Here is a 26040-nt window from a genome sequence, read left to right on the forward strand (position 1 = left end):
GGAATGGGGAAATGAAGAAGGAATCCGTGATCGCCAACGCCAGGATCGTGCTGGCTGACCGGGTGATCGAGCAGGGCTGGCTCGCGCTTGCCGACGGCCGCATTGCGGAGATCGGCGAGGGGAGGGCGCCCGCGGGTGCCGAGGATGCCGGCGGCGATCTGATCATCCCCGGCCTGATCGAACTCCACACCGACCATCTCGAGGCGCATTACGTACCGCGGCCAAAAGTGTTCTGGAATCCTGTCGCCGCCGTCATCTCCTATGACGGCCAGCTCGCGACCTCGGGCATCACCACCGTGTTCGATTCGCTCCGGGTCTGGCGCGAGGACGGCGCCGAGGAGGTCGATGGCCGCGCCGGCGTGCTCGCCGCCGCGATCACCACCGCGCGCGAGGCCAACCTGCTGCGCGCCGATCACTTCCTTCATCTGCGCTGCGAGATCCCGATGCCGAGCGTGGTCGAGGAGGCCAAGGAGCTGATCGACCGTCCCGACGTCAAGCTGATGTCGCTGATGGACCACACGCCGGGCCAGCGCCAGTTTCGCGACGAGGTCAAGCTGCGCGACTATTATCGCGGCAAGGGCGGCGGCAAGACCGATGCCGAGCTCGACGAGCTGTTCGCAAAGCGGTTCGAATATCAAAGGCTCTATGCCGCGGCCAACATGCGCGAGATCGTGGCGCTGGCGCATGAGTACAACATTCCGCTGGCGAGCCACGACGACACCACCGAGGAGAACGTCGCGGACGCCGTGCGCGACCGCGTCTCCGTCGCGGAATTCCCGACCACGCTGGAGGCCGCGCGCGGCCTGCACCAGGCCGGCATCGACATCCTGATGGGCGCGCCGAACGTGGTGCGCGGCGGCTCGCACTCCGGCAACATCGCCGCGGTCGATCTCGCCCGCGAGGGCCTGCTCGACATCCTGTCGTCGGACTACATCCCGTCGAGCCTTTTGATGGCCGCGTTGCAATTGCCCGAGCATGTGCCCGCGATCAGCCTTCCGGCCGCGGTCCGCACCGTGACGAAAGCGCCCGCCGAAGCGGTCGGCCTCACCGACCGCGGCGAGGTCGCGACTGGCAAGCGCGCCGATCTGATCCGCGTCCATGTCGCAGGCCACGTTCCCGTGGTCCGCAGCGTCTGGCGCGAAGGACACCGCGTCGCATGAGCGAGATGGCGGCCACGGGCGAAGGCGAGAGGGGTGCGATCGGCCCCGGCCGGCTCGTGCTCGTGGTCGGCCCCAGCGGCGCCGGCAAGGATACCTTGCTGCGGCTGGCCCAGGCGGCTTGCAGCGACGATCCCGACATCGTCTTCCCGCGCCGCATCGTGACGCGTGCGTCCTCGGTCGATGAAGACAATATCGCGGTCAGTCCCGACGAATTCCGCCGCGCGTGCGAGCACGGCGACTTTGCCGTGCACTGGGAGGCGCATGGGCATTCCTATGCACTGCCGCTCGAGATCAACGACGACGTCCGCGCGGGCCGCACCATCGTTGCCAACGTCTCACGCACCGTGATCGCTGCCTTGCGCCGGGCCTATGCCAACGTCGTGGTGGTCGCGATCACGGCGCCGCCGGACGTATTGGCGCAGCGGCTTGCCGCGCGCGCCCGGAAAAGCGATGGCGACATCGCCGAGCGGCTGTCGCGCAGCGTCGATGACGCCTCGGCACACGCCGATGTCACCATCCTCAATGCCGGCAGCGCCGACTATCACAGCCGCCAGCTCGTGCGCGTGATCAGGAATCAAGGCTGGCAAGATTAGTTGCGGGCAATAACACGGAGAGAGTGGAATGACGGTGATTGAAACGGTCGAGCAGCTGGAGGCCATCTACGGCGTCACGAACGATGCCTCGACCGTCAAAGTTGCCGACCACGTCACCCCGCTCTACCGCATCTTCATCGAGAAGGCGCCGTTCGCCGCGCTCGCCACCATCGGGCCCGAAGGCATCGACTGCTCGCCGCGCGGCGATCTGCCCGGCTTTGTCCGCATCCACGACCCCAAGACGCTGATGCTGCCCGACCGCCGTGGCAACAACCGGGTCGATTCCTTGCGCAATATCGTGCGCGACCCGCGCGTGTCGCTGATGTTCCTGATCCCCGGCTCGGGTAATGCGGTGCGGGCGAACGGCCGCGCGCATCTGTCGATCGATCCGGAGCTGCTGGCCTCGTTCAAGGTCGAGGGTAAGGCGCCGCGTAGCGTCATGGTGATGAACGTGGACGAGATCTACTTCCAGTGCGCCCGCGCCATCGTCCGCGCCGATCTCTGGAATCCCGACAAGCGCGTCGATCCGAAGACGCTGCCGACACCGGGGCAGATTCTTGCGGAGATGAGCGACAACAAAGTCGGCGGCGCGGAGTATGACCGCATCTGGCCCGAACGGGCGGCGGCGACGATGTGGTGATCTTTCTTTCCCTATACCCGTGTGAGAGAGGATATCTCTCCGCGAGTCCGGATTCGTAGGGTGGGCAAAGGTGCACTTGCGCCGTGCCCACGAATTCTTACCGATCACACGCAAGTGGTGGGCACGCTTCGCTTTGCCCACCCTACGGCATTCCCCGAGTTCGGACGACCGCGCGCGTTGAACTCATCGCGAGATGATTCCGCCTGTCTCTGCTTGCGGCGGGAGAAGCGCCCGAGCGCACGCGCCGTAAATTTGGATAGCCATTTCATTGACCAATCGTGCCGATCGCTCGATATTCGAGGCATCCAAACTGCTCATCGAGCCTGAAGCCGCACCATGAAAACCGACCACCAGCGCAATCAGAACGACATGCACGCGTGCATGACGCGGCGCTGTTTCTCGGCGGCAACGGGCGCCTGTTGTTGTTGCTGACCGTCTCCTAACAGCACCTCACATCGAAATCCCAAGAGAAAATCCCAAGACAGGAACGCCGAATTTCCGGCGAACGAGCAGTCATGTCCCAGCCTCAGTCGAACGCCTACATCATCGAGATCCAGGACCGCGCCGCCGGCATCATCACGCGCGATGAGCGTGGCTTCCGCTTCTTCTCCTCCGAGCGCCTGTTCGACAGCCTCGAAGGCCGCCAGTTCCGTTCGGCCCGTGAGGCCGAGCGCGCCGCCCGTGCCGTGTTCTCCGAGCGGAGCCGCCGCGCAAGTTCGCATTTCTTCGCCAACTGATCCACCGAGAGGACCGCATCATGATCACCCGACGACATATCCTGGCAACAACGCTGTTGCTTGCGACGGCGCTGGCCGCACCTGCGCACGCCGAGCACAAGCCCGCGGAAATCCGCATCGGCACGCAGAAGGGCGGCTTCTTCCCCGCGGTGCGCCAGCGTCAGACGCTCGAGAACGCCTTCAAGCCGCTCGGCATCGAGATCAAGTGGATCGACTTCCAGTTCGGTCCGCCCCTGCTGGAGGCCATCAATGTCGGTAGCGTCGATTTCGGCTATGTCGGCGACTCCCCGCCGATCTTCGCGCAGGCCGGCGGCGCCAAGATCCGTTACGTTGCCGCGGTGAAATCGGACGGCAACACCCAGGCGATCATCGTGCCGAAGGATTCGGCGATCAAGACGCTGGGCGATCTCAAGGGCAAGCGCGTCGCTTTCGGCAAGGGATCGAGCGCGCATAATCTATTGGTCGCGGCGCTCGAGAAGGCCGGCCTGTCCTGGTCCGACATCACGCCGGCGCCGCTCGCGCCTGCCGATGCGACCGCCGCCTTCATCAAGGGCTCGGTCGATGCCTGGTCGATCTGGGATCCCTATCTCGCGCTCGCCGAGCTGAAGGAAAAGGCGCGCGTCATCGCTTTCGACAAGGACGTGCACAAGCCGAATGCCTTCTACATCGCCAACACGGATTTCGTCGACAAATATCCGTCGCTGGTGGCGAAGCTCAACACCACCTTCGCCTCCGAAGGCGTCTGGGCCAACGAACACCACGAGGACGTCGCCAAAGCCCAGGCAGACGCGACCGGCGTCGACATCGAGGCCGTCAGGCGTTTCGTGGACCGCTCCAACTTTCGCGTGGTGCCGCTGGATGCCGAGATCATCGCAAGCCAGCAGGCGGTTGCCGATCGCTTTGCAAAGCTCGGTCTGATCCCGAAGCCCGTCAACGTCTCCGACATCGTCTGGAAATGGAATCCGGGCTCCTGAAACGGCGCGACTGATCAGCTCCGGCGGCGCGCGCGGGTGCGCGCCGCCTTCTTGGCGGCAGCGGAGCGGACCTTGGCACCCTTGGTGTGGCTTGCCTTGCGCGCGGCGGCCGAGCGGGACGCTGCGGTTCGGCGGCTTGCGGCGCGCTTGGCCTGTTTCGACAGCGCACCGCGCGATGCGGTCGAGCGCGGTTCCTTCTTCAGAGCGTTCGTGGCGGCGCGCGATACTTTTGGCCTCCGCTTCGGCGTGCGTTTGCCCTGGCCGACCTCGTAAGCGTACTTGGCACTACGGCGCGTCGACTTCTTAGTGCTTCCCTTGCGCGGTGGCGGCAGATCGACACCGGCGCGACGCGCTTCGGAGAGGCCGATCGCGATGGCCTGCTTGGTCGAGCGTGCGCCGTGCTTGCCTTTCCGGATCCTGTCGATCTCGTCCTTGACGAATTCGCCGGCCTGCGTGCTGGCCGACTTGCCGGCGCGCTTGTCTTGCCTGGCTTTGCGAATGACTTCCTGTCTCGGCATGGTCCAGTTCCCTTCTTGAGTGAGAGGGATGTCTGACCGCAACGCGCAAGACGGAAGATTGATCCGCCTAAAGCATGATCCGGAAAAGTGCGAAGCGGTTTTCCGGAAAGATCATGCGTAGACAACTTTAGTTCCTCAGCGCCGCCAGCAGCTCGTCCGGCCGCTCGGCCATGATCATGTGGCCGGCGCCGGGCACCACGACGGTCTTTGCATGCGGGATCGCCGCGGCGAGCGCCTTGCCGGCCTTCGCCGGCGTCATCATGTCCCGCTCGCCGAGGATGAGCGTCGTCGGCACCTTCACGGTCGCCGCAGCGGCAAGCGCATTCGTATAGGAGTTGCAGGCCGACAGATCCCTGAACAGCACGCCCGGCTCGCATGCCCTGAGCACCGCCTGCGCGCCGCCATGCATCCACAGGCCCGGCGCCAGGCTGCCGCCGAGCTCCGCGTTGAAGCCGAGGCCCCAGATCGAGACCATGTCGTTGGCATCCTGCGAGTTGGCTTCGGCGGCTTTCAACAGATCCGGCCCCACCGCCATGGTCGCGGCGGTGCCGATCAGGCTCAGCGCTGACACCTTGTCGGGATGTCGCGCGGCGGTCTCCAGCGAGATCAGCGAGCCCATGGAGTGACCGATCAGATGCGCCTTTGCGGCGCCCGCCGCATCGAGCAGCGCCGCCGTCCAGTCGGCCATCTCGGCGATGCTGCCGAGCGAAGGCCCAGTAGAGCGGCCGTGGCCGGGCAGGTCGGGCGCCAGCACGGCAAAGCCGTGATGGGCGAACCAGCGCGTATGCAACGCCCAGGTCGAATGGTCGAAGCCGGCGCCGTGGATGAAGACGACCGCGGGCAGGGACTTGTCGAAGTCGCGGCCACCGGTTGCGACAAACACATCGGTGCCGTTGACGGAGAGCTTCATGGTGTCAGGCCTTTTGCGAGATGCGCAGCGCTTGGTTGAGGTCGTCGATGATGTCGCTTGCGGTCTCGATGCCGACCGAGAGCCGCACCAGCTCTTCGCCGATGCCGGCCGCCTTGAGCTGCTCGGCATCCATCTGCTGATGCGTGGTCGAGGCCGGATGGATCACCAGCGTCTTGGCGTCGCCGACATTGGCGAGATGGCTGATCATGCGTAAGCTCTCGATGAACTTGCGTCCGGCAGGCCGGCCGCCCTTGATGCCGAAGGAGACGATCGAGCCGGCACCGCGCGGCAGCAGCGTCTTGGCAAGCTGGTAGTCCGTATGATCCTCGAGCGACGGGTGCAGCACCCAGTCCACGGCCTTGTTGGACTTCAGCGCCTCCAGCACCAGATGCGTGTTCTGCATATGCCGGTCCATGCGCACGCCGAGCGTCTCGACGCCCTGGAGCAGCTGGAACGCGTTGGTTGGCGACAGGCAGGCGCCGAAATCGCGCAGGCCTTCCGTGCGGGCGCGCATGATGAAGGCGGCGGTGCCGAACTGCTCGTCGAAGACGATGCCGTGATAGCCGCCATAGGGCTCGGTCAGCACGCCGAACTTGCCGGAGGAGCGCCAGTCGAAGCGGCCGCCGTCGACGATGGCGCCGCCGATCGCGATGCCGTGGCCGCCGATCCATTTGGTCGCCGAATGCATCACGATGTCGGCGCCGAGCTCGATCGGACGGCTGAGATAGGGCGTGGCGAAGGTGTTGTCGATCAGAAGCGGAATCTTGGCCTCATGCGCGATCGCCGCAACCTTCGGGATGTCGAGCACCTCGAGGCCGGGGTTGCCGATGGTCTCGCCGATCACGAGCTTCGTGTTCGGTTTGATCGCCGCGCGGAATGCGTCGAGATCGCGTGGTTTCACAAACGTCGTGGTGATGCCGAAGCGGGGCAGCGTGTGCGCCAACAAATTGATGGTGCCGCCATAGAGCGAGCTCGACGCCACGATGTGGTCGCCGGCATTGAGCAGCGTGGCGATGGCGAGGTGCAGCGCCGCCTGGCCGCTCGCCGTGCAGATCGCGCCGACGCCGCCTTCCAGCGCCGCAAGCCGCTCCTCCAGCACGCCGGTGGTCGGATTGGAGATGCGCGTATAGATGTGGCCGGCGCGCTCCAGATTGAACAGCGCGGCGGCGTGATCGGAATCCTGGAACACGTAGGACGTGGTCTGGTAGATCGGCACCGCCCGGGCGCCGGTCGTGGGATCCGGATGCTGGCCCGCATGCAGGCTCAGGGTCTCGAAGGCAGGCGGTTTCGGCGCGGGCATGCGTGGCCTCGTTGATCGGTCGGCGATGGCGGCCGTTGTGCCACAAAACGGAGCGGTACGTCAGCCCATTGACAGCGCTGGGTTTGAAGCGAGCTCCAGCCGCGCCGGCGGTGCGCTCCCTCGCCCCGTTCTTACGGGGAGAGGGTTGGGGTGAGGGGCTCTCTCCACGAAGATGATGGCAGCTGGACTCGCGGAGGCTCCCCCTCACCCGGAATTTGCTGCGCAAATTTCCGGCCTCTCCCCGCAAGCGGGAGAGGCGAAGAGGCGCCGTCCGCGCTTCACCCCCCGATCGCCTGCTCGATCACCCGCGCCTCCCGCAGCAGGATCTCCGCGACCTCCTGCTCGCGCCTTGGCCCGAGCCTCGTGCGAACGGCGGAGACCGTCATCGCTGCAGCCGGTTGCCCGTCCGGCGTCTTGATCCAGGTCGAGATCGATTTCGTCCCCTGCACCAGTCCGATCTCTCTCATGCCATATCCCAGGCGCCTGGCGGCGGTGACCTCGCCGAGCACGGTCGCGACGTCGGTCCGGTAGGCCTCGAACCGCTTCTCGTTCGCCGCGACGATCTTTCGCGCCTCCTGCGCCGGCATTGCGGCGAGAATGGCAACGCCGGCGCTGGAGACGCCGAGCGGCCGGCGCGCGCCGACCTCGATCGACAGCACCTGGATCGGGTAGACGCCGATCCGGCGATCGACGCACAGCGTGTCGTTGCCGGTGCGCACCGTCAGGAACAGCGTGTCGCCGATCGCGGCGGACGCGCGCTGCAGCGACGGATTTGCGGCGACCAAGAGCCGCGATGGCCGCGGACGCGCCAGCGCCAGTTCCGGTACCTGGTTGCCGATCGCGTAGCGGCCGCTCCTGCCGTGCCGCTCGACGATGCCTTCCTCGATCAGCACGTGGACGATGCGATGCACGGTCGGGCGGGTGAGGCCGGTGGTGCGGACCACCTCGGCCAATGGCACACCGTCCTCGCGCCCTGCGGCCAGGATGCGCAGCACCGCGAGCGCGCGCCGGATCGCCTGCGCGCCATGTCGCGGCTCCACGGCGCTGCGGGTGGATTTCGTTGCGCGTCGTTTGTCCATAATATGGACAAGAACGCCACAATTCGCTCGACAGGGCAAGCGCGCATCTGGAGATTGCGCTCCGATCGGGATGCCATGCACGAAAGTCTGCGCCCGATATGGAATTGGAAGCGCCGCCGGGAGGTTAACATGAGATTAATCTGGATTGCCATCGCTGCAGCAGCCGCAATGTTGGCGGGGCCCGCCTCCGGCCAGCAATGGCCGGCGCGCAACGTCAAGCTGATCGTGCCCTATCCCGCCGGCGGCAATGTCGACAGCGCCGCGCGCATCGTCGCCGACAAGCTCCAGGAAAAGCTCGGCCAACCCTTCGTCATCGAGAACAAGGCCGGTGCCGGCGGCATGATCGCGGGCGAAGCCTTCGCGAAATCGGCGCCCGACGGCTACACGCTGTTCGTCGGCGCCAACGGCCCGGTGCTGTTCGCGACCGAGATCAACAAGCGCGACGCCTACAATTGGAAGAAGGACTTTCTCCCGATCTCGACGATCTCGATGACGCCGCTGGTGCTCGAGGTTCATCCCTCGGTGCAGGCGACCACGCTCAAGGAGTTTCTCGACCTCGCCAAGCGCGAGCCCGGCAAGCTGACCATGGCCTCGCCCGGTCCCGGCACCACCAACCATCTGCTCAGCGAGCTGATGCAGTCGAATCTCGGCCTGCAATGGGTCACGGCGCATTATCGCGGCAATGCGCCGGCCATCAACGATCTCCTGGGCGGTCAGGTGCAGTTCGCCTTCGACCAGCTCACCGTCAGCCTCCAGCACATCAAGGCCGGCCTGTTCCGCGCGCTCGCCGTCACCTCACCGCATCGATTGAAGTCGCTGCCCGACGTGCCGACCTTCGCCGAGCTCGGCTACAAGGACTTCGACGGCCAGACCTTCACCGGCCTGTTCGCGCCCGCTGGCACGCCTGCGCCCATCGTCGAGAAGCTGCACGAGACGCTGGTCGCGATCCTCAAGGACCCTGCCATTGCGGACAAGTTCGAGAAGCTCGGCGGCGAAGCCACGCCGATGACGCCGGCCGAGTTCAAGGCTTATCTCGAGCGCGAGGACGCCAAGTGGATTCCGGTGGTGCGCAAGGCCAATATCAGGGCGGACTGATCGATGCGGATCGATCCGACCGAGCTCGGCGCCGAGCGCATCTACCGCCTGATGACCGGCATCGTGGTGCCGCGCCCGATCGCCTGGGTGACGAGCTTGTCAGCTACGGGCGTGCTCAATCTCGCTCCGTTCAGCGCCTTCACCTTCGTCTCGCAGAAGCCGCCGATGCTCGCCATCAGCGTGGGCCGCAAGGGCGCCGACTACAAGGACACCGCGCACAACATCCTCGATACCGAGGAATATGTGATCCACATCGCGGATACGCCGCTGATGAATGCCGTGCACGACAGCTCCGTCGAGCATCCGCCTGAAATCAGCGAGGTCGAGCATCTCGGCCTGGAGACGCTCGCGAGCGAGCGCATCAAGGTGCCGCGGCTTGCCGCCGCGCCGGTCGCGATGGAGTGCCGATTCCGGCAGTGCCTCGAATTCGGTGACGCCAAGAGCCGGCTCATCGTCGGCGAGGTCGTGCTGTTCCATTTGCGCGACGGTCTCGTCAACGACGGCAAGGTCGAGACCAGGGCGCTCGACCCGATCGCGCGCATCGGCGGGCCGCGCTACGCCCGCCTCGGCGAGATCGTGACGCTGGGCAGCGTGTTCCAGACTCCCAAGTCGAAAGACTGAGCGTGCGGGCCTCATCGCCGGCCGCCGCCCCAAGATCATCGGAGGACATACAATGCGACTGCTGAGCTATCTGCTGGACGGCGAGGCGCGCTACGGCGCGGCCGTGGACGGCGGCGTGGTCGATCTGACCAGGCGCATCGGCCGCGACTATTCGGACGTCAAGGCGCTGATCGCGGCCAACGCACTCGCCGAAGCGCAGGAGGCCGTCGCGGGGCAAAAGCCGGATCATGCGCTGGACAAGCTCGTCCTGCTGCCGCCGGTGCTGGCGCCGGAGAAGCTCTGGTGCATCGGCGTCAATTACGCCGAGCGCAATGCGGAGTATAAAGACAATTCGGACCTTCCCAAATATCCCAGCCTGTTCGTGCGCAGCATGTCCTCGATGACGGGTTCCGGCCAGCCGATCGAGAAGCCGAAGGTTTCGGACCAGCTCGATTACGAAGGCGAGCTCGTCATCGTGATCGGGCAGGGCGGCCGCCACATTCCGCGCGAAAAAGCGTGGTCGCACATCCTCGGCATGACGCTGTGCAATGAGGGCACGATCCGCGACTGGCTGCGCCACGGCAAGTTCAACGTCACGCAGGGCAAGAATTTTGATCGCTCCGGCAGCATCGGTCCGTGGATTGTGACGTCGGACGAGCTCGATCCGCGCGGGCCGCACGACATCACAACGCGCGTCAACGGCGAGGTGCGCCAGCAGGACACCACCGAGCGGCTGATGTTCCCGTTCGATTTCCTGATTTCCTATCTCTCGACCTTCGCGACCCTCAAGCCTGGCGACATGATCGTGACGGGCACACCGACCGGCGCGGGCGCCCGGTTCGATCCGCCACGCTGGCTCAGGGACGGCGACGTCGTCGAGGTCGAGTCCAGCCGCATCGGCGTGCTGCGCAACACCGTGGCGGCGGAGCAGTAAAACGATGCTGGATTCCGCCACGATCGAACGCCTCGCCGCCCGGCTCGATGAAGCCGAGCGAACCAAGACGCTGATCCCGATGTTCACCAAGGACTATCCGGAGTTCAGCATCGAGGATGCCTACGCGGTCCAGCGCGCCTGGACGAAACTCCAGCTCGGCCGCGGCCGAATCATCAAGGGCCACAAAATCGGTCTGACCTCGAAGGCGATGCAGAACGCGGTCGGCATCAACGAGCCCGATTACGGCGTGCTGTTCGCCGACATGTTTTACCCCGATGCCACGCCTGTTCCATTCGACCGCTTCCACGCGCCGCGCATCGAGGTCGAGCTCGCCTTCGTGCTGAAGGCGCCGCTGCGCGGGCCCGATTGCACCATTTTCGACGTGCTCAACGCCACCGACTACGTCACGCCTGCGCTGGAGATTCTGGAGACGCGCATGCACCGCGTCGACCCCGAGACGGGCAGGACCCGCAAGGTGATGGACACGATCTCGGACAACGCGGCCAATGCCGCGCTGGTGCTCGGCGGCCGGCCGATCCGCCCGATGGATGCGGACCTGCGCTGGATCGGCGCATTGCTGTTCCGCAACGGCGAGGTCGAGGAGACCGGGCTTGCCGCCGGCGTGCTCAATCACCCCGCCAACGGCATCGCCTGGCTCGCCAACCGCCTCTCACCGCATGACGAGCATCTCAAAGCCGGCGAGGTCGTGCTGGCGGGATCGTTCACGCGGCCCGTCGACATCCGCCGCGGAGACACTTTCCATGCCGACTACGGCGCCTTCGGCTCGGTGTCGTGCCAATTCGTCTGAAGCAATAGCGAGCAGGGAGCGAACCATGAGTGGTCAAACGCGGCGCAGGAGCGTCCACATCGGCGGCTTCAAGCACGTCAACCCGATTCCGAACGCCTGCCGCATCGGTAATCTCGTGATGTCGGGCGTCATCCTCGGCCGCGATCCCGCGACCAATGCGATGCCCGAAAGCCTGGATGCCCAATGCGCCAACATGTTCGCGCATATGAAGGCGACGGTGGAGGCAGCTGGCGGCTCGACCTCCGACATCATCAAGATGACGGTGTGGCTGAAGGACCGCGGCAACCGCGGCCCTCTCAATGTCGAGTGGCTGAAGATGTTTCCGGACGAGCATTCGCGCCCCGCGCGCCACGCGCTGCCGATGGACAACATGGATGGCGGCGCGCTGGTGCAGTGCGACTTCACCGCCGTGATCGACTGAAGGAGCGCTCGCATGCCGACCTATCTGCCGTTCGACCCCAACCCGCGCCGCCCAAGCAAGGCGCCGCCGCCGAAGACCATCGACAGCCAGTTTCACGTGCTGGGTCCGATCGAGAAATATCCTGAGCGTCCCGGCGCCGCCTATCGGATGCCGACCGCGACCTGGGAAGCGGCGCTGCGCATGCACAAGACGCTCGGCATCGAGCGCGGCATCATCGTGCAGACCACGACCTACGGCGCCGACCACGCCGTCGTGCTCGACGGCCTTGCCGCGATGGGCCCGAATTATCGCGGCTGCGCCAATGCGCTGGTGTTCGCGGAAGCGAACGATGCCTATCTCGCCAAGCTGCACGACGCAGGGGTGCGCGGCGCGCGCTTCAGCTTCCGCCAGGAGCTCGGCGCCGTGTTGTCGGATGCCGATTTCGCCCGTGCCATCGCCCGCATCCGCGAGCTCGGCTGGTACGTCAAGATCCAGCCGGAGAAGGACGGCATCGTCTCGAGCGTCGCCAAATACGAGAACCTCGACGTGCCCGTGCTGATCGACCACATGGCGCGGCCTGACCCCGAGGCCGGCAGGAACGATCCGAATCTGCGCAAGATGCTGGAGCTGCTCGCCAAGGGCAATTTCTGGGTCATGCTCTCGCTCGGCGAGAAAACCTCGAAGACCGGCGCGCCTTACGACGACGTGATCCCGATCGCGCGCGCCTATATCGAGGCCGCTCCCGATCGCTGCGTCTGGGCCAGCGACTGGCCGCATCCGGTCTCGGTGAAGCAGCCGCCGAACGATGCCGATCTGTTAGAGCTGATGTACCGTTACGCGCCCGACCAGGCGGAGCTGGAGAAGATCCTGGTGCACAATCCGGCCAAGCTGTTCGGCTTTGCGGATTAGGGCATGAGAGGATTGGGCTGAGCAGCTCGCCACGCGCGGTGCGCTCCCTCTCCCGCGTGCGGGAGAGGGTCGGGGTGAGGGCTCTTTCCTCTAGGGGATTGTCCCATTGCGGAGACACCCTCTCCCCAACCCTCCCCCGCAAGCGGGGGAGGGAGCGCACCTTCATCGCCGCGACAATCGGGCCCTCACCCCACCGGCTGCTTCGCGAGCCTATCCCGCACCTCCGCGGCGATCTCGAACGAGCGCAGCCGTGCCGTGTGGTCGTAGATCTGCCCCGTCGTCATCAATTCGTCCGCGCCGGTTTCAGTGATCAGCGCCTTCAGCTTCGCTTCGACCACATCGGGCGACCCGACCGCTGAGCACGACAGCGCTTGCGCAACGCCGGCCTTCTCGGCCGGCGACCACAACGCGTCCATGTCCTCCACCGGCGGCGGCAGCGGCCCCGGCGTGCCGCGGCGCAGGTTGATGAATTGCTGCTGCAGCGAGGAGAACATCCGCTGTGCCTCTTCATCGCTGTCGGCCGCGAACACGTTGACGCCGATCATCGCATAGGGCTTGTCGAGCTGCGCCGAGGGCTCGAAGCGCGCCCGATATTCGCGCAGCGCCGGCATCATCATCTGCGGCGCGAAATGCGAGGCGAACGCGAAGGGCAGGCCGAGCATTGCCGCCAGCTGCGCGCCAAAGGTGCTCGATCCCAAGATCCACAGCGGTACCTTGGTCCCCATGCCGGGCACGGCGCGGATCGCCTGGTTCGGCTGCACGTCGCCGAGCAGCGCCTGCAGCTCCAGCACGTCATGCGGAAAGTTCTCGGACGTGGTGGCGAGGTCGCGCCGCAGCGCCCGCGCGGTGAACTGGTCGGTGCCCGGCGCCCGGCCGAGCCCGAGATCGATCCGCCCGGGATAGAGCGATTCCAGCGTGCCGAACTGCTCGGCGATGACGAGCGGCGAGTGGTTCGGCAGCATGATCCCGCCGGAGCCGACGCGGATCGTTTTCGTTCCGCCCGCGATGTGGCCGATCACTACCGACGTCGCCGCGCTCGCGATGCCCGTCATGTTGTGATGCTCGGCCAGCCAGAACCGCTTGAAGCCCCACGTCTCGGCATGCCGGGCCAGATCGAGCGAATTGCGGAACGCCTGCGACGCGTCGCCGCCCTGGCAGATGGGGGCGAGGTCGAGCACGGAGAAGGGGATCATGGGAGGGCTGCCGGTGTGGAGGGGCCGCGTGACGGTGCACGTTTGCAGGACACATGTAGTGGCAGCGCGCAGAATAGGTAGAGCACTTGCGGGCCCCTCTTGTCAGCTCATCTGAGAGATGCACGCCGCGAAGACGGCCGTTCACAACACTGTTATTGCAGGCCCTGGCGCCCCTCGCGGCAACTGGGCGTTTTACACCTGGTATTGTAGCTTGCGGGAAGCAGCTGCGCTGCTGCCAGGAGGAACTGACATGACCATGGTCGTCTTCACCCGCCGCAACCTCCTCGCTGCCGGCGGCTCCGTCCTCGCAACGGGCCTTCTGGCAACCGGCGCTTCCGGCCTCCTGCTGCCCGCCCGTGCGGCGGGCCTCGCACCGACCGAGTCGATGTCGGGCGGCGCGAACAATTACCGCAAGGGTGCGGCGATCGTGGAGCGGATCGGCAAGGGCGGTTTCTGGATGAGCGGCACCGTGCGCCGCGCCGGCGACGGGGCTCCGCTGGCCGGGCAGCGCATCCAGATCTGGGCGCACACCGTCGAAGGGCGGGAGCACGAGCCGCAGAGCCACGGCGCAACGCTCACCGACAAGGACGGCAGGTTCCGGCTGGAGATGCCGCAGATCATTCCGATCTTCGGCCAGCCGCACGGCCACCTCGCCTATGACAGCGGCGAGTTCAAGACCGTCTTCCTGCGGCCGGTGATGCGGAGCGCCAAGGAGACCAGCCTGGAGGCGCACTTCGTGCTGCAGCCGGCTTGAACCCGACTTGCAAATGACGCGATGGAGATCGGCCCGGGCGCCCCTGATCTGGGGCGCCCTTGGCTTGGCGATCGGCGTGCCGGTTGCGCTTGCTGCGGCCAGCGAGCAGCTGGCATGGCGCGATCCTGTCTACATTATCGCCGGCTTCGCCGGGATCATCGCCCTCGGTCTCGTGCTCGTGCAGCCCTTGCTGATCGGCGGCTACCTGCCGCGATTGTCGGCCTATCGCGGCAGGCGCGCCCATCACTGGATCGGCGGCGCGCTTGCTCTCGCGATTCTGATCCACGTCGCCGGCCTCTGGATCACCAGCCCGCCCGACATGGTGGACGCACTGACCTTCTCATCGCCGACGCCGTTCTCTCCCTTCGGCGTGATCGCGATGTGGGCCATCTTCGCGGTTGCGTTCCTGGCTCTGCTGCGAAGGCGGTTGGGATTGCGGCCGCGAACCTGGCGCATCATCCATATTCCCCTCGCCATCGTCATCGTCGCAGGTAGCGTGGTCCATTGCCTGCTGATCGAGGGGACGATGGAGACGATCTCCAAGGTGGCACTCTGTGCGCTCGTCCTCGCGGCGGCCGTGAAAGTCATGATTGACCTGCAGGTGTGGCGGAAGCGAAGGACGCCGCGCGGGGAGAATGTCGCGCGGCAATAATCCGCGGATCAGGTCAGCTCCGGCACTTCCCCAGTCCCATCTCTTGTGCGCAGAATGGCGCGCGCCAAGCATCGTCATCGGGCCGGGAGGATCTCGAAATGGCAGAGCAGACCATTCGCTTCGACGATGGTGCCGCCTACGAGCAGATGATGGGAATCTGGAGCCGGTTCGCAGGCGAGATATTCCTTGATTGGCTGGCACCTCCTGCAGGCTTGCGGTGGATCGACATCGGTTGCGGCAACGGCGCCTTCACTGAACTCCTGGTCGAGCGCTGCAACCCCGCCGAGGTCCAGGGCATTGACCCCTCGGCCGAGCAGCTTGCTTTTGCGCGCACACGACCTGCGGCGCGCGTGGCAAAGTTTCACCAGGGCGATGCGATGGCACTTCCTTTCGCCGACGCCAGCTTCGATGCGGCTGTGATGGCGTTGGTTCTGGTGTTCGTTCCGGACCCTGCGAGGGGCGTCAGCGAAATGGTGCGGGTCGTTGTCCCCGGCGGTGCGGTCATGACGTATATGTGGGACATGTTGGGTGGCGGCTTTCCGCTCGACCCGATCTATGACGAGATGAAGGCAATGGGCATTCCGGCAACGCGCCCGCCACGGATGGATGCCTCTCGCATGGAAGCGTTGCGGGACCTGTGGCGAGGAGCAGGTCTCGAGGACGTGCAAACGCGAGAGATTACGGTGCAACGGACGTTTTCAGGTTTCGATGATTTCTGGGCAATCAGTCTGAAGTCCCCCGCGCTCCGGCCTTCCGTTGCCGCCATGAGGCCCGCGGACGTCGAGACCCTCATCGCGCGGGTGCGTGCGGGCCTGCCGGCGCATGTGGACGGCCGCATCACCTGCACTGCGCGCGCGCACGCGATCAGGGGGCGCCGGCCCAAATAGCTCGCACTGTGCGGCCCGTAGGATGGATAGAGCACTTGCGAAACCCATCATCTTCGCCACCGCACGAGTCTGATGGGTTTCGCTGCGCGCGGCAGTGGTCCAGAATCGAGAGGTGAAATCTCTCGCCGCGTCATTGCGAGGAGCCCTTGCGACGAAGCAATCCAGACTGTTTCCGCGGACACATTCCTGGATTGCTTCGCTACGCTCGCAATGACGGAACCTGGCTGCACCGCTTAGCTTGCCGCAGCCTTCGACCGGGCGTAACCTCGCGCAATGCTCGTCACGTCCCCCGATCTGAAAGCGTTCCTGCTGGCGACGCCGTTCTTCGGCGGGCTTTCGGAGGCAGGCCTCGACCTCTTGATCTCGATGCTAGTCGAGCGCCGCTTCGAGGCCGACGCGACCGTTGTGGCCGAGGGCGAGCCGGGACGTTCGATGTTCATCGTCAAGTCCGGCCGGCTGGCGGTGAGCAAACGCACGCATGCGGGCAGGGTCATCCCGATATCGCGTTTGGAGCCTGGCGATTTCTTCGGCGAGATGACGCTGATCGAAATGCAGAACCGCTCCGCCACTGTTATCGCGGAGGCGCCGACCGTGCTGTACGAGCTGACGGCCCAAAAGCTCTATGCCTGCTACAAGGCCGACATCCGCGCCTACGTGATCGTTCTGCAGAACATCAATCGCGAGCTATGCCGGCGGTTGCGCCGTTCGGACGACCGCTTCGCAGCACTGCAAATGAATGGCGACCATTGATGGTGCGCAGTGCGTAGGATGGGTAGAGCCCTTGCGAAACCCATCATGTTTCGTGGCTCGACAAGGAGCAGATGGGTTTCGCTTCGCTCTACCCATCCTACGGGCTACTGAGATCCTCGACGCGCATCACGACTTGTCGTGCGCGTACTTCTCCAGGACCAGCCGATTATACTCGTCCCTGACGGCTCTGCGGGAAACATGTCCCTTCCGGTCCTTGGCGATTTTCAAAAGATCAGGATCGGTCGGTGCTTTTGATTTCCGCCGAAATCTCGCAAGAAGAGGAATCGTCGGCTCCGACATCCTTCCAAACAGGCGGTCGAACCATCCCATCGTGTCCTCCCGGACAGGGTCGCGAGCGAAAAGACTAGCACCATGAAATGAGGGGTCAACGTGCCGTGTGGCCGCAACCTTTCGAAGAGGCGCAACCGGAAGGACACCGAGCGCAACGCTTCTGGCCCGTCGGGCAAAACACCACCTCTCCCGCGCAGCCCCCGTCAATCCCTTCCCGCAAATATATTCCACTTTACCGAAATTCGGAATTGCAGTATCCATCGCTCATCCCGGCCCAAGGAGAGGGGCGATCGTACGTCGTCACGAACGAGGGCCAGGGTGCGGTGGACGCGGCTGCGTCGGGCACGCGGGGCGGGACCAGGGCGAGATGAACCTCGTGAGGTCTCACAGCGTGCGGAACGGACGGCGCCAACATCCGGCGAAGCCTCTTGGCGGAGCCGGAAGCTGCGTACGGCAAAACCGTGGGTCCTGACCGTCGTTGCTACGGTCAAACCTTGCGGAGATGCATCTGGGCTCAACCGGGCCTTGAGGCATCGTCAATTCGCGAGGTGACGGAGGCCAGAAGGAACTCGGCTCCGGGGAGAGCAGGCATAAGCCGTCAAACCACTGCGCAGGGAAGGCCGTGTGTTGGGCTTCACCTGTATGCCGCTGTGCAGTTTTCTGCGTGTGCTGTCGCACAGCGGACCGTGGGTGCCAGCCGGCACCCGGCCTTCCCTGCGCCCTCTTCATAGAAGAGGGACAAGGAAACGAGCAAAACTCGGGCGTTTCGGGCCGCGAGAATGCCAAGCCATGTGTGGAAGACTGACGAAACGACCGAGCTTGCTCTTCTCGCCCGTGAGGATCAGCGGCGCGCGGCGATCGCCGTCAGCTCCAGCTTGACGCCCGGGCCGAGATCCGCAACGGCGATCGCGGCCCGCGCCGGCAGATGCTCCGCAGTGAAATAGCGCTTCCACACCTGGTTGAACGCGGCCTTCTCCGTGAGGTCGGCCACGAAGATCGTCACCTGCAGAACGCAGGAGAGATCGGAGCCGGCTCCCTCGAGCAGGGTCCTCAACTGGCGCAGCACATCGTCGGCCTGGCCCGCCATGTCGAGCCGGGCATCTTCAGGGACGATGCCGCCGAGATAGAGCACGCCATTGTGCTCGACGATCTCGTGGAGCAGTCCTTCATAGGGCAGGGAACGTGTGATCACGATCGCATCCATGGGTGTTGCGGGCGCGCTGGCCAGGCACAAGGCTTGGTTCAACAAGGCTTGGTTCAACACGGCCCGCGTCGGTGAGGAAAGCTGGTGCTGCCAGACAGGATTGAACTGTCGACCTCTCCATTACCAATGGAGTGCTCTACCACTGAGCTACGGCAGCATGTGCTGGGACAAGAATCGGCCGCCCGAGGGGCCTACCAAGCGGGCCGATATCTGCCACAAGCCCCCCTCCTGCGCAAGCTTGCTAGCCCCGCCAAAACGAGAAAATCGGGCCGATATCGGCGCCAAAATGCCCGTTTTCGTCCGGACTGACCGCCTTCATGCCGATTCGGGGTCTGATATCCCTGCCCAACTGGTCAGTTGGCCGGGGAGCCGGATTCGATCCATCTCGCGTTTCGCAAGGGTCCTATCGCCTCACCCTCTTGAGCTGCCACACTTCGATGGCATCCTGTGGCCGGTTGCTGTGATGGAGCCGCGATGGGCGACGAGACTGACAAGAGCGCGAGGCAGCCGAGGGCGTCCCGGGACGACCGGCTGAAATCGGCGCTGCGCGAAAACCTGAAGCGGCGGAAGTTGCAGGCGCGCGAACGCGCCGCAAGCACCGACCCCTCGCAGAACGACGATGGTTCCCTAAATGAGGGGGCCGCCGGCAAGACCTCTCGTTGAACGCCGGCGGCTGGAGATTTTGGAGTGCATGCAGTGGCCATGGGGCAGGACGAAACACAACGAACCGACCGTGATGCGCAGCTGTTGCGGTTCACCCGCCCCGAGCAGACCTTTCCGGCGCTGACGCCCGCCGAGATCGAACGGATCAGGCACTTCGGCGAAATCCGCACCTACGCGGACGGCGAGTTGCTGTTCGAGACCGGCAAGCCCGGGCCCGGCATGTTCGTGGTGCTGGCGGGCCACGTCGCCATCACCCAGCGCGACGGTCTCGGTCACGTCACGCCGGTGATCGATCAGGGGCCGGGGCAATTCCTGGCCGAGCTCGGCCAGCTCTCCGGCAGGCCGGCGCTGGTCGACGGCCGCGCCGAAGGCGATGTCGAGGTGCTGCTCGTCCCGCCGGACCGGCTGCGCGCGCTGCTGGTGGCCGAAGCCGAACTTGGCGAGCGCATCATGCGCGCGCTGATCCTGCGCCGGGTCAATCTGATCCAGGGCGGCATCGGCGGCCCCGTGCTGATCGGCCCCTCGAACTCCGCCGGCGTGGTGCGCCTGCAGGGCTTTCTCACCCGCAATGGCCAGCCGCATCATCTGCTCGATCCCGAGAGCGAGCATGACGCCGCCGAACTGATCGCGCGCTACTCGCCGAAGCCGGAGGATTGGCCGCTCGTCGTCACGGCCGGCGGCACGGTGCTGCGCAATCCTAGCGAGACCGAGCTCGGCCGCGCCATCGGCATGATCGGCGGGGCCAAGGACGACCGTATCTACGATGTCGCCATCGTCGGCTGCGGGCCGGCGGGGCTCGCGACTGCGGTCTACGCTGCGTCCGAAGGTCTCTCGGTCGCGGTCGTCGACACCCGCGCCTTCGGCGGCCAAGCCGGCGCCAGTGCGCGCATCGAGAACTATCTGGGCTTCCCGACCGGCATCTCCGGCCAGGCGCTGGCGGGCCGCGCCTTCACCCAGGCGCAGAAGTTCGGCGCCGACATCATGATTCCAATGTCGGTGAGCTCGCTGGATTGCTCGCGCGTCAATGGCACCTTCGCGCTGGCGCTGGATTGCGGCGAAACCTTGCGCTCCCGTTCGGTGGTGGTCGCGAGCGGCGCGCGCTATCGCCGTCCTGACATCGCCAACCTCGACAAGTTCGAGGGCCGCGGCGTCTGGTACTGGGCATCGCCCGTGGAGGCGCGGCTCTGCGCCGGCGAGGAGGTGGCTCTGGTCGGCGCCGGCAATTCGGCTGGCCAGGCCGCCGTGTTCCTGTCGGGCCATGCGAAAAAAGTGCTGATGATCATCCGCGGCGGCGGCTTGGGCGCCAGCATGTCGCGCTATCTCATCGAGCGCATCGAAGCGACCCCGAACATCGAACTGATGTTCAACACCGAGATCACCGCGCTCGAGGGCGACGAGGCCTCGCTGCTGCGGCGCATCCGCTGGAAGAGCCGGCTCTCGGATGACGAGGATTCCGCCGACATCCGCAATCTCTTCCTGTTCGTCGGCGCCGATCCCGCCACGTCCTGGCTCGACGGTTGCGGCGTGACGCTCGATCGCGGCGGCTTCGTGGTCACGGGCGCGCAGTCGGAGCAGAACCAGGGCAAGCTGGTGGCGCCGCTGGAGACCTCCGTGCCCGGCGTCTACGCCGTCGGCGACGTCCGCTCCGGCTCGGTCAAGCGCGTCGGCGGCGCCATCGGCGAGGGCGCGCAGGTCGTTGCCTCCCTGCATGGCTATCTCGGCGACGCCGCAAAACCGGCGCTTTAGTCAAGGACAAGGCAAGGCAATGGCAAGCCAAATCCGGCTTGTCATCTTGCTGCGCAATGCGTGACTATCCCCTCGTCGCGAGGCAATCGCGCGCGGAAAAAACAACGATTCAACGGGAGGACCAAATGGCTGAAGTCGTCGTGCTCTACAAGACACCCAAGGATGCTGCCGCCTTCGACAAGTACTATGCCGAGACGCACATTCCACTCGCCAAGAAACTTCCCGGCCTGAAGAACTACGCCGTCAGTAAAGGGCCGGTCGCATCTCCCGCAGGCCCTTCCGGAATCCATCTCGTCGCCATCCTCACCTTCGACAGCGTGGCCGACGTTCAGGCCGCCTTTGCCAGCCCGGAAGGCAAGGCGACCGGCGCCGACGTGCCGAAATTCGCCAGCGGCGGTGCCGACATCCTGATCTTCGATACCAAGAACGTGTGAGTTCGATTCAACTTTCGTCGAAAGCCTGCCGTCGTTTGTGACAGCGCTGCAAAAAGTTCAGCCATGCGTTTTTCGATTTCGCACGATGACGCATGGCTGCGCTCATGCATGTGACGACAACGCAGGTGGTAATCCGATGAGGACCGTAATACTATTCTCGTCACCTCAACGCCGAGAGTAGGAGAGATGTCATGGTGCTTGGCCTAAGCCTGCCCGCCCTTACGCTGATCCATGTCATCATCAGCCTGATTGCCATCGTCGCCGGGCTTGTCGTGATGTTCGGCCTGCTTGGCTCGAAGTCGATGCCGGGCCTGACTGCGATCTTCCTGCTGTTCACCATTCTCACCAGCGCGACTGGTTTCCTGTTTCCATTCAAGGAGCTGCTGCCCTCGCACATCATCGGCATCATCTCGCTGGTGCTGCTCGCGATTGCCTGTTTCGCGCTCTACGGCATGAAGCTCGGCGGCGTCTGGCGCCCGGTCTACATCGTCACCGCGATGATCTCGCTCTATTTCAACGTCTTCGTGCTGGTGATCCAGTCGTTCCTCAAGGTGCCCGCACTTGCCGCGCTCGCGCCCGCCGTGCCCCCGGCGCCGCCATCGGGGCCGGTCTTCGCCGTGGTGCAGGGCATCGTGCTGGTGTTCTTCGTCGTGCTGACCATCGGCGCCTGGCGCCGCTACAAGCCCCTGGCGTTTGCCTGATTGGCCCCTCTCGTCATTCCGGCCATCGCACAGCGATAAACTCTGGTGCGCAATCGCGCACCAGAGAATCCCGATTTATCAATCTCCAGATTCCGGGTTCGCGCTGACGCGCGTCCCGGAATGACGTCTCTCATTGAAAGGAGCCCCACCATGCCCACCATCACCACCAAAGACGGCGTCGAGATCTTCTACAAGGACTGGGGCTCGGGCCAGCCGATCGTGTTCAGCCATGGCTGGCCGCTGTCCTCGGACGATTGGGACGCGCAGATGATGTACTTCGTCACGCGCGGCTATCGCGTCATCGCCCATGACCGCCGTGGCCACGGCCGCTCGGCGCAGGTCGCCGACGGCCACGACATGGATCATTATGCCGACGATCTCGCCGCGCTCACCGCGCATCTCGACCTCAAGAACGCCCTCCATGTCGGCCATTCCACCGGCGGCGGCGAGGTCGTGCACTACATCGCCCGTCACGGCGAGAGTCGCGTCGCGAAGGCCGCGATCCTCTCCGCGGTGCCGCCGCTGATGGTGCAGACCGCAGCCAATCCCGGAGGCCTGCCGAAGAGCGTGTTCGACGATTTCCAGGCCCAGCTTGCCGCCGGCCGCTCGGCCTTCTACCGCGACATCGCCGCCGGCCCGTTCTACGGCTACAACCGCCCCGGCGCAAAACCGCTGGAAGCGGTGATCGAGAACTGGTGGCGCCAGGGCATGATGGGTGGCGCGAAAGCGCATTACGACGGCATCGTCGCGTTCTCGCAAACCGATTTCACTGAGGATCTGAAGAAGATCAACGTCCCGGTGCTGGTGATGCATGGCGACGACGACCAGATCGTGCCATACGCGGACTCGGCGCCGCTCTCGGCCAAGCTGCTCAAGAAAGGCATCCTGAAGACCTACAAGGGATTCCCCCACGGCATGCCGACCACGCATGCCGAGACGATCAACGCGGATCTCCTGGCGTTCTTCAGGGAGTGAGGTTTCACGACTCTCACCCTCCCTTGTTGTGGGAATGGGTGGCTCGCCGCGTAGCGGCGAGCCGGACGAGGGCTTAACTTGTGTGTGGAAATTTCGGGGCTCGTGCGCGTTGAGCCCCGTCCACTCCAGGAGAGGCGCGGCGATGTCGCCCCAGCTCAAACTGATCGCTCTCGACGCCGACGACCTCGCCGTGATCTCGACCCATGTCCAGGACGCCCGCGTCCAGGCTTCCGATATCATTTGGCGGCAGGGCGAGAAACGGCTTGTGGTCGGAATGAGCCGGCTGGACTGGGAGCAGACCTTGGAGGGCGAGACCGAGCCGCGCCGGCTGGTCGCAGCGCTCCGTTTCGACCGTGTGCTCGCCTGCAAGTCGCGCAACATTGACCTCGCCGCGCCGGACAAGATCCTGGATCTCGTCGGCATTGAATTTCACCCCCGGGACGGCCGAGCCGAGGAGCCCGGCGGCAGCGCCCTGCTTTTGTTCGCCCAGGGCGGCGCCATCCGCCTGGACGTCGAGTGTCTGGAATGCGAGCTGACCGACCTCGGGGCCGACACGCTGGGCACTGGAGTCCAGGGGGAGGGCTGAAGAGGCCGTATACCAGCCGAATGGGCCCTGGCTGGATGGCATCTGCCGAGGGTTGACGCAGCTTTCCCGCCGCGCCATTGAGCAGGGGACCTGGTGCGCCGACCCGCCCCTCAAGACCAGCCGGAAGCCAAGCGAAACATGCCCGTTCGCCTCGACCGCAGCAGCGCTGATTTCGACCAGCGATTCGCCGCCTTCCTCGCCGCCAAGCGCGAGGCGTCGGCCGACGTCGAGGCCGCCGCGCGCGCGATCGTCGACGACGTGGCCAAGCGTGGCGACGCCGCCCTGCTCGAGGCGACGGCCAAGTTCGACCGCTTGAGGCTGGACGCATCCTCCTTGCGCGTCTCCGCCGCCGAGATCCAGGCCGCCGTGAAGGCCTGCGAGCCTGCGACGCTGGATGCGCTCGAGCTTGCGCGCGACCGCATCGAGACCTATCACCGCCGCCAGCTGCCGAAGGACGAGCGCTTCACCGATCCGCTCGGCGTCGAGCTTGGCTGGCGCTACACCGCAATCGAATCCGCCGGCCTCTACGTCCCCGGCGGCACGGCGGCCTATCCGTCATCGGTGCTGATGAATGCCGTGCCGGCGAAAGTCGCCGGCGTGTCGCGCCTCGTGATGGTGGTGCCCTCGCCGGACGGCAAGCTCAATCCGCTGGTCCTGGCGGCCGCCCATCTCGGCGGCGTCACCGAGATCTACCGTGTCGGTGGTGCGCAGGCGGTGGCCGCGCTCGCGCACGGCACCGCGACCATCGCGCCGGTCGCCAAGATCGTCGGCCCCGGCAATGCCTATGTCGCTGCCGCCAAGCGGCTGGTGTTCGGCAAGGTCGGTATCGACATGATCGCCGGCCCCTCGGAGGTGCTCGTCATCGCCGACGACACCGGCAACGCCGATTGGATCGCCGCTGACCTCTTGGCGCAGGCCGAGCACGATTCCAGCGCGCAGTCGATCCTGATCACGGACTCGGCGCGCCTTGCCGCCGACGTCGAAAAGGCGGTCGAGGCGCAGCTGAAGACGCTGCCACGCGCCGCGATCGCCAGCGCGTCCTGGGCCGATTTCGGCGCCGTCATCATGGTGAAGAACCTGGGCGAGGCCGTCCCGCTTGCCGACGCCATCGCGGCCGAGCATCTCGAGATCATGACCGTCGATCCCGACGCGCTCGCGGCGAAGATCCGCAATGCCGGCGCGGTGTTCCTCGGACCGCACACGCCCGAAGCGATCGGCGATTATGTCGGCGGCTCCAACCACGTGCTGCCGACGGCGCGCTCGGCGCGGTTTTCCTCCGGGCTCTCGGTGCACGACTTCATGAAGCGCACCTCGATCCTGAAATGCGGGCCCGACCAATTGCGTGCGCTGGGACCTGCCGCGATGACGCTCGGCAAGGCGGAGGGGCTGGACGCCCATTCCCGCTCGATTGGATTGCGCCTCAATCTGTCATGACAAAGCCGCCCGCACAGGACGACTCAACCAATCGCATCGTCGGCGTCACGCTCGACGAGGAATCGATCGGCCGTTCCGGGCCCGACATCGAGCACGAGCGGGCGATCGCGATCTACGATCTGATCGAGCAGAACCTGTTTGCGCCCGAGGGTGCGGACGGCAAGGGCCCGTTCACGCTGCATATCGGCATCACCGGCAACCGGCTGATGTTCGACATCCGCCGCGAGGACGGCACGCCCGTGGTCGCGCATCTGTTGTCGCTGACGCCGTTCCGGCGGATCGTGAAGGACTATTTCATGATCTGCGACAGCTATTACCAGGCGATCCGCACCGCGACCCCCGACAAGATCGAGGCCATCGACATGGGCCGCCGCGGCATCCATGACGAAGGATCGCGCACGCTGCAGGAGCGGCTGAAAGGCAAGGTGCGGGTCGACTTCGAGACCTCGCGCCGGCTGTTCACGCTCATTACTGTCCTGCACTGGAAGGGCTGAGCGCGATGGCGGATCCGCCACGCGCACGCGATCCTCAGTCGGTGCTGTTCGCCTGTGCGATGAACAGCGTGCGCTCGCCGATGGCCGCGAGCCTGTTGCAGCACATGTTTCCGCAAGGGCTCTATGTGAAGTCGGCCGGCACCAAGAAGGGCGAGCTCGATCCCTTCGCCGTCGCCGTGATGGGCGAGCTCGGCCAGGACATCTCCGGCCACAAGCCGCAGACCTTCGAGGAGCTGGAGGATTGGGAGGGACTGAATTTCGACCTCATCATCACGCTCTCGCCCGAGGCGCATCACAAGGCGCTGGAGCTGACGCGAACGCTCGCGGCCGAGGTCGAATACTGGCCGACGCAGGATCCCACCACCATCGAAGGCAGCCGCGACCAGAAGTTAGCTGCCTATCGCGAGGTCTGCGATCAGCTCCTGATGCGCATCCGGCGGCGCTTCGCCAAGGTCGGCGCGGCGAGCGGGTAGCATCGGCCCGCCGTAACACCCGCGTCACAGAGAGCAGGCACAGCCGTGGCGGACACCTCGAATCACCAAACTCCGGTTCCCGGGTTGTGAAATCAGCCCCCTTCCGATAGGTTCCGCGCGCAATTCACCCCTGCCTCATCTTCCAA

Annotated in this window: 31 protein-coding genes and 1 tRNA gene; 24 read left to right on the forward strand and 8 right to left on the reverse strand. The window is 65.4% G+C overall.

All coding sequences use genetic code 11. The features are described 5' to 3' along the window. Positions 1 to 11: 11 nt before the first annotated feature. The 5 genes from I6F36_RS22010 (at position 12) to I6F36_RS22030 (ending at position 4104) form a co-directional block, all read left to right on the forward strand. Complete coding sequence (locus tag I6F36_RS22010; protein WP_225172139.1) at positions 12 to 1160, forward strand: alpha-D-ribose 1-methylphosphonate 5-triphosphate diphosphatase; 1149 nt, start codon at positions 12 to 14, stop codon at positions 1158 to 1160. Then, a complete protein-coding gene (gene phnN / locus I6F36_RS22015; protein WP_225172140.1) occupies positions 1157 to 1753 on the forward strand; it encodes a phosphonate metabolism protein/1,5-bisphosphokinase (PRPP-forming) PhnN in 597 nt (198 codons plus the stop codon). Before I6F36_RS22010 ends, phnN begins: the two co-directional genes overlap by 4 nt. 28 nt (positions 1754 to 1781) lie before the next feature. After that, positions 1782 to 2393 (forward strand): pyridoxamine 5'-phosphate oxidase family protein, encoded by a 612-nt coding sequence (locus tag I6F36_RS22020; protein ID WP_036026947.1) that lies wholly within the window; start codon positions 1782 to 1784, stop codon positions 2391 to 2393. Positions 2394 to 2908: 515 nt separating this feature from the next. Next, on the forward strand, positions 2909 to 3130 hold the full coding sequence (locus tag I6F36_RS22025) for a hypothetical protein (protein ID WP_225172141.1): 222 nt from the start codon (positions 2909 to 2911) through the stop codon (positions 3128 to 3130). 20 nt (positions 3131 to 3150) lie between these two features. Further along, positions 3151 to 4104 (forward strand): aliphatic sulfonate ABC transporter substrate-binding protein, encoded by a 954-nt coding sequence (locus I6F36_RS22030; protein ID WP_225172142.1) that lies wholly within the window; start codon positions 3151 to 3153, stop codon positions 4102 to 4104. Positions 4105 to 4118: 14 nt separating this feature from the next. Here the strand turns inward: I6F36_RS22030 and I6F36_RS22035 are convergent, their stop codons facing one another. The 4 genes from I6F36_RS22035 to I6F36_RS22050 form a co-directional block, all read right to left on the reverse strand. Then, positions 4119 to 4622 (reverse strand): DUF6496 domain-containing protein, encoded by a 504-nt coding sequence (locus tag I6F36_RS22035; RefSeq protein WP_225172143.1) that lies wholly within the window; start codon positions 4620 to 4622, stop codon positions 4119 to 4121. A 127-nt stretch (positions 4623 to 4749) separates the two neighbouring features. Further along, entirely contained in the window at positions 4750 to 5532 is a 783-nt protein-coding gene (locus tag I6F36_RS22040; RefSeq protein WP_225172144.1) for an alpha/beta fold hydrolase, read from the reverse strand. Positions 5533 to 5536: 4 nt separating this feature from the next. Beyond that, complete coding sequence (locus I6F36_RS22045; protein WP_036014390.1) at positions 5537 to 6832, reverse strand: O-acetylhomoserine aminocarboxypropyltransferase; 1296 nt, start codon at positions 6830 to 6832, stop codon at positions 5537 to 5539. A gap of 278 nt (positions 6833 to 7110) precedes the next feature. Next, the gene (locus I6F36_RS22050; RefSeq protein WP_036014389.1) at positions 7111 to 7911 is read right to left on the reverse strand and encodes an IclR family transcriptional regulator; all 801 of its coding nucleotides are present in this window, start codon (positions 7909 to 7911) and stop codon (positions 7111 to 7113) included. A gap of 129 nt (positions 7912 to 8040) precedes the next feature. On the opposite strand from I6F36_RS22050, the gene I6F36_RS22055 reads away from it, so the two are divergent. The 6 genes from I6F36_RS22055 to I6F36_RS22080 are packed head-to-tail and all read left to right on the forward strand — an operon-like array spanning position 8041 to position 12657. Beyond that, positions 8041 to 9006 carry a tripartite tricarboxylate transporter substrate binding protein gene (locus I6F36_RS22055; protein WP_057027821.1) on the forward strand — a complete coding sequence of 322 codons (966 nt, stop codon included), beginning with the start codon at positions 8041 to 8043 and terminating at the stop codon, positions 9004 to 9006. Positions 9007 to 9009: 3 nt separating this feature from the next. Next, complete coding sequence (locus I6F36_RS22060; RefSeq protein WP_036026965.1) at positions 9010 to 9627, forward strand: flavin reductase family protein; 618 nt, start codon at positions 9010 to 9012, stop codon at positions 9625 to 9627. A 52-nt stretch (positions 9628 to 9679) separates the two neighbouring features. Continuing rightward, a complete protein-coding gene (locus I6F36_RS22065; RefSeq protein ID WP_225172145.1) occupies positions 9680 to 10540 on the forward strand; it encodes a fumarylacetoacetate hydrolase family protein in 861 nt (286 codons plus the stop codon). A gap of 4 nt (positions 10541 to 10544) precedes the next feature. After that, a complete protein-coding gene (hpaH, locus tag I6F36_RS22070) occupies positions 10545 to 11348 on the forward strand; it encodes a 2-oxo-hept-4-ene-1,7-dioate hydratase (protein WP_225150935.1) in 804 nt (267 codons plus the stop codon). A 25-nt stretch (positions 11349 to 11373) separates the two neighbouring features. Then, positions 11374 to 11769, forward strand: coding sequence for a RidA family protein (locus tag I6F36_RS22075; RefSeq protein WP_225140540.1), 396 nt, complete (start codon positions 11374 to 11376; stop codon positions 11767 to 11769). A gap of 12 nt (positions 11770 to 11781) precedes the next feature. Then, positions 11782 to 12657 (forward strand): amidohydrolase, encoded by an 876-nt coding sequence (locus I6F36_RS22080; RefSeq protein WP_225140539.1) that lies wholly within the window; start codon positions 11782 to 11784, stop codon positions 12655 to 12657. A 185-nt stretch (positions 12658 to 12842) separates the two neighbouring features. Here the strand turns inward: I6F36_RS22080 and I6F36_RS22085 are convergent, their stop codons facing one another. Then, positions 12843 to 13850 (reverse strand): LLM class flavin-dependent oxidoreductase, encoded by a 1008-nt coding sequence (locus I6F36_RS22085; RefSeq protein WP_036026975.1) that lies wholly within the window; start codon positions 13848 to 13850, stop codon positions 12843 to 12845. 250 nt (positions 13851 to 14100) lie between these two features. Between I6F36_RS22085 and I6F36_RS22090 the strand changes: the two genes are divergently transcribed. From I6F36_RS22090 to I6F36_RS22105, 4 genes are all read left to right on the forward strand, one after another. Then, entirely contained in the window at positions 14101 to 14604 is a 504-nt protein-coding gene (locus I6F36_RS22090) for a Twin-arginine translocation pathway signal (protein ID WP_225172146.1), read from the forward strand. Between the two features lie 13 nt (positions 14605 to 14617). After that, positions 14618 to 15256, forward strand: a complete 639-nt coding sequence (locus I6F36_RS22095; protein WP_225172147.1) for a ferric reductase-like transmembrane domain-containing protein — start codon at positions 14618 to 14620, stop codon at positions 15254 to 15256. 98 nt (positions 15257 to 15354) lie between these two features. After that, complete coding sequence (locus I6F36_RS22100) at positions 15355 to 16143, forward strand: class I SAM-dependent methyltransferase (RefSeq protein ID WP_225172148.1); 789 nt, start codon at positions 15355 to 15357, stop codon at positions 16141 to 16143. Between the two features lie 273 nt (positions 16144 to 16416). Then, on the forward strand, positions 16417 to 16893 hold the full coding sequence (locus tag I6F36_RS22105) for a cyclic nucleotide-binding domain-containing protein (RefSeq protein WP_225172149.1): 477 nt from the start codon (positions 16417 to 16419) through the stop codon (positions 16891 to 16893). A 126-nt stretch (positions 16894 to 17019) separates the two neighbouring features. On the opposite strand, the gene I6F36_RS22110 is transcribed toward I6F36_RS22105, so the two are convergent. The 3 genes from I6F36_RS22110 to I6F36_RS22120 form a co-directional block, all read right to left on the reverse strand. Next, a complete protein-coding gene (locus I6F36_RS22110) occupies positions 17020 to 17223 on the reverse strand; it encodes a hypothetical protein (protein ID WP_036026980.1) in 204 nt (67 codons plus the stop codon). An 802-nt stretch (positions 17224 to 18025) separates the two neighbouring features. Next, complete coding sequence (locus I6F36_RS22115) at positions 18026 to 18376, reverse strand: RidA family protein (protein ID WP_225172150.1); 351 nt, start codon at positions 18374 to 18376, stop codon at positions 18026 to 18028. 94 nt (positions 18377 to 18470) lie between these two features. Further along, a tRNA-Thr gene (locus tag I6F36_RS22120) sits at positions 18471 to 18545 on the reverse strand. A gap of 317 nt (positions 18546 to 18862) precedes the next feature. On the opposite strand from I6F36_RS22120, the gene I6F36_RS22125 reads away from it, so the two are divergent. The 9 genes from I6F36_RS22125 to I6F36_RS22165 all read left to right on the forward strand — a co-directional run bounded on the left by I6F36_RS22125 (position 18863) and on the right by I6F36_RS22165 (position 25894). Further along, on the forward strand, positions 18863 to 19051 hold the full coding sequence (locus I6F36_RS22125; RefSeq protein ID WP_036014369.1) for a hypothetical protein: 189 nt from the start codon (positions 18863 to 18865) through the stop codon (positions 19049 to 19051). Between the two features lie 39 nt (positions 19052 to 19090). Continuing rightward, positions 19091 to 20797: an FAD-dependent oxidoreductase gene (locus tag I6F36_RS22130; protein WP_225172234.1), complete on the forward strand. Its 1707-nt coding sequence runs from the start codon at positions 19091 to 19093 to the stop codon at positions 20795 to 20797. Between the two features lie 125 nt (positions 20798 to 20922). Beyond that, entirely contained in the window at positions 20923 to 21231 is a 309-nt protein-coding gene (locus I6F36_RS22135; protein WP_036014366.1) for an EthD family reductase, read from the forward strand. Between the two features lie 191 nt (positions 21232 to 21422). Next, a complete protein-coding gene (locus tag I6F36_RS22140; RefSeq protein ID WP_036014365.1) occupies positions 21423 to 21932 on the forward strand; it encodes a hypothetical protein in 510 nt (169 codons plus the stop codon). Between the two features lie 150 nt (positions 21933 to 22082). Continuing rightward, positions 22083 to 22907: an alpha/beta fold hydrolase gene (locus I6F36_RS22145; RefSeq protein ID WP_128264893.1), complete on the forward strand. Its 825-nt coding sequence runs from the start codon at positions 22083 to 22085 to the stop codon at positions 22905 to 22907. A 142-nt stretch (positions 22908 to 23049) separates the two neighbouring features. Beyond that, positions 23050 to 23493 carry a DUF2948 family protein gene (locus I6F36_RS22150; protein WP_036014359.1) on the forward strand — a complete coding sequence of 148 codons (444 nt, stop codon included), beginning with the start codon at positions 23050 to 23052 and terminating at the stop codon, positions 23491 to 23493. A gap of 138 nt (positions 23494 to 23631) precedes the next feature. Further along, positions 23632 to 24927: a histidinol dehydrogenase gene (gene hisD / locus I6F36_RS22155; protein ID WP_225172151.1), complete on the forward strand. Its 1296-nt coding sequence runs from the start codon at positions 23632 to 23634 to the stop codon at positions 24925 to 24927. Further along, positions 24924 to 25421: a UPF0262 family protein gene (locus I6F36_RS22160; protein ID WP_025032375.1), complete on the forward strand. Its 498-nt coding sequence runs from the start codon at positions 24924 to 24926 to the stop codon at positions 25419 to 25421. The genes hisD and I6F36_RS22160 overlap by 4 nt, the downstream gene beginning before the upstream one ends. A gap of 5 nt (positions 25422 to 25426) precedes the next feature. Then, positions 25427 to 25894 (forward strand): low molecular weight phosphatase family protein, encoded by a 468-nt coding sequence (locus I6F36_RS22165; protein WP_036026992.1) that lies wholly within the window; start codon positions 25427 to 25429, stop codon positions 25892 to 25894. The last annotated feature ends 146 nt before the right edge of the window (positions 25895 to 26040 follow it).

The sequence above is a fragment of the Bradyrhizobium sp. BRP19 genome, assembly GCF_020194195.1.
In the GTDB taxonomy this organism is placed as follows: domain Bacteria; phylum Pseudomonadota; class Alphaproteobacteria; order Rhizobiales; family Xanthobacteraceae; genus Bradyrhizobium; species Bradyrhizobium yuanmingense.

Excerpts from the sequence above, each read along its gene's own strand:
- I6F36_RS22010 (WP_225172139.1), top strand. The coding sequence starts at position 12 with ATGAAGAAGGAATCCGTGATCGCCAACGCCAGGATCGTGCTGGCTGAC.
- phnN (WP_225172140.1), top strand. The coding sequence starts at position 1,157 with ATGAGCGAGATGGCGGCCACGGGCGAAGGCGAGAGGGGTGCGATCGGC.
- I6F36_RS22020 (WP_036026947.1), top strand. The coding sequence starts at position 1,782 with ATGACGGTGATTGAAACGGTCGAGCAGCTGGAGGCCATCTACGGCGTC.
- I6F36_RS22025 (WP_225172141.1), top strand. The coding sequence starts at position 2,909 with ATGTCCCAGCCTCAGTCGAACGCCTACATCATCGAGATCCAGGACCGC.
- I6F36_RS22030 (WP_225172142.1), top strand. The coding sequence starts at position 3,151 with ATGATCACCCGACGACATATCCTGGCAACAACGCTGTTGCTTGCGACG.
- I6F36_RS22035 (WP_225172143.1), bottom strand. The coding sequence starts at position 4,622 with ATGCCGAGACAGGAAGTCATTCGCAAAGCCAGGCAAGACAAGCGCGCC.
- I6F36_RS22040 (WP_225172144.1), bottom strand. The coding sequence starts at position 5,532 with ATGAAGCTCTCCGTCAACGGCACCGATGTGTTTGTCGCAACCGGTGGC.
- I6F36_RS22045 (WP_036014390.1), bottom strand. The coding sequence starts at position 6,832 with ATGCCCGCGCCGAAACCGCCTGCCTTCGAGACCCTGAGCCTGCATGCG.
- I6F36_RS22050 (WP_036014389.1), bottom strand. The coding sequence starts at position 7,911 with ATGGACAAACGACGCGCAACGAAATCCACCCGCAGCGCCGTGGAGCCG.
- I6F36_RS22055 (WP_057027821.1), top strand. The coding sequence starts at position 8,041 with ATGAGATTAATCTGGATTGCCATCGCTGCAGCAGCCGCAATGTTGGCG.
- I6F36_RS22060 (WP_036026965.1), top strand. The coding sequence starts at position 9,010 with ATGCGGATCGATCCGACCGAGCTCGGCGCCGAGCGCATCTACCGCCTG.
- I6F36_RS22065 (WP_225172145.1), top strand. The coding sequence starts at position 9,680 with ATGCGACTGCTGAGCTATCTGCTGGACGGCGAGGCGCGCTACGGCGCG.
- hpaH (WP_225150935.1), top strand. The coding sequence starts at position 10,545 with ATGCTGGATTCCGCCACGATCGAACGCCTCGCCGCCCGGCTCGATGAA.
- I6F36_RS22075 (WP_225140540.1), top strand. The coding sequence starts at position 11,374 with ATGAGTGGTCAAACGCGGCGCAGGAGCGTCCACATCGGCGGCTTCAAG.
- I6F36_RS22080 (WP_225140539.1), top strand. The coding sequence starts at position 11,782 with ATGCCGACCTATCTGCCGTTCGACCCCAACCCGCGCCGCCCAAGCAAG.
- I6F36_RS22085 (WP_036026975.1), bottom strand. The coding sequence starts at position 13,850 with ATGATCCCCTTCTCCGTGCTCGACCTCGCCCCCATCTGCCAGGGCGGC.
- I6F36_RS22090 (WP_225172146.1), top strand. The coding sequence starts at position 14,101 with ATGACCATGGTCGTCTTCACCCGCCGCAACCTCCTCGCTGCCGGCGGC.
- I6F36_RS22095 (WP_225172147.1), top strand. The coding sequence starts at position 14,618 with ATGACGCGATGGAGATCGGCCCGGGCGCCCCTGATCTGGGGCGCCCTT.
- I6F36_RS22100 (WP_225172148.1), top strand. The coding sequence starts at position 15,355 with ATGGCAGAGCAGACCATTCGCTTCGACGATGGTGCCGCCTACGAGCAG.
- I6F36_RS22105 (WP_225172149.1), top strand. The coding sequence starts at position 16,417 with ATGCTCGTCACGTCCCCCGATCTGAAAGCGTTCCTGCTGGCGACGCCG.
- I6F36_RS22110 (WP_036026980.1), bottom strand. The coding sequence starts at position 17,223 with ATGGGATGGTTCGACCGCCTGTTTGGAAGGATGTCGGAGCCGACGATT.
- I6F36_RS22125 (WP_036014369.1), top strand. The coding sequence starts at position 18,863 with ATGGGCGACGAGACTGACAAGAGCGCGAGGCAGCCGAGGGCGTCCCGG.
- I6F36_RS22130 (WP_225172234.1), top strand. The coding sequence starts at position 19,091 with ATGGGGCAGGACGAAACACAACGAACCGACCGTGATGCGCAGCTGTTG.
- I6F36_RS22135 (WP_036014366.1), top strand. The coding sequence starts at position 20,923 with ATGGCTGAAGTCGTCGTGCTCTACAAGACACCCAAGGATGCTGCCGCC.
- I6F36_RS22140 (WP_036014365.1), top strand. The coding sequence starts at position 21,423 with ATGGTGCTTGGCCTAAGCCTGCCCGCCCTTACGCTGATCCATGTCATC.
- I6F36_RS22145 (WP_128264893.1), top strand. The coding sequence starts at position 22,083 with ATGCCCACCATCACCACCAAAGACGGCGTCGAGATCTTCTACAAGGAC.
- I6F36_RS22150 (WP_036014359.1), top strand. The coding sequence starts at position 23,050 with ATGTCGCCCCAGCTCAAACTGATCGCTCTCGACGCCGACGACCTCGCC.
- hisD (WP_225172151.1), top strand. The coding sequence starts at position 23,632 with ATGCCCGTTCGCCTCGACCGCAGCAGCGCTGATTTCGACCAGCGATTC.
- I6F36_RS22160 (WP_025032375.1), top strand. The coding sequence starts at position 24,924 with ATGACAAAGCCGCCCGCACAGGACGACTCAACCAATCGCATCGTCGGC.
- I6F36_RS22165 (WP_036026992.1), top strand. The coding sequence starts at position 25,427 with ATGGCGGATCCGCCACGCGCACGCGATCCTCAGTCGGTGCTGTTCGCC.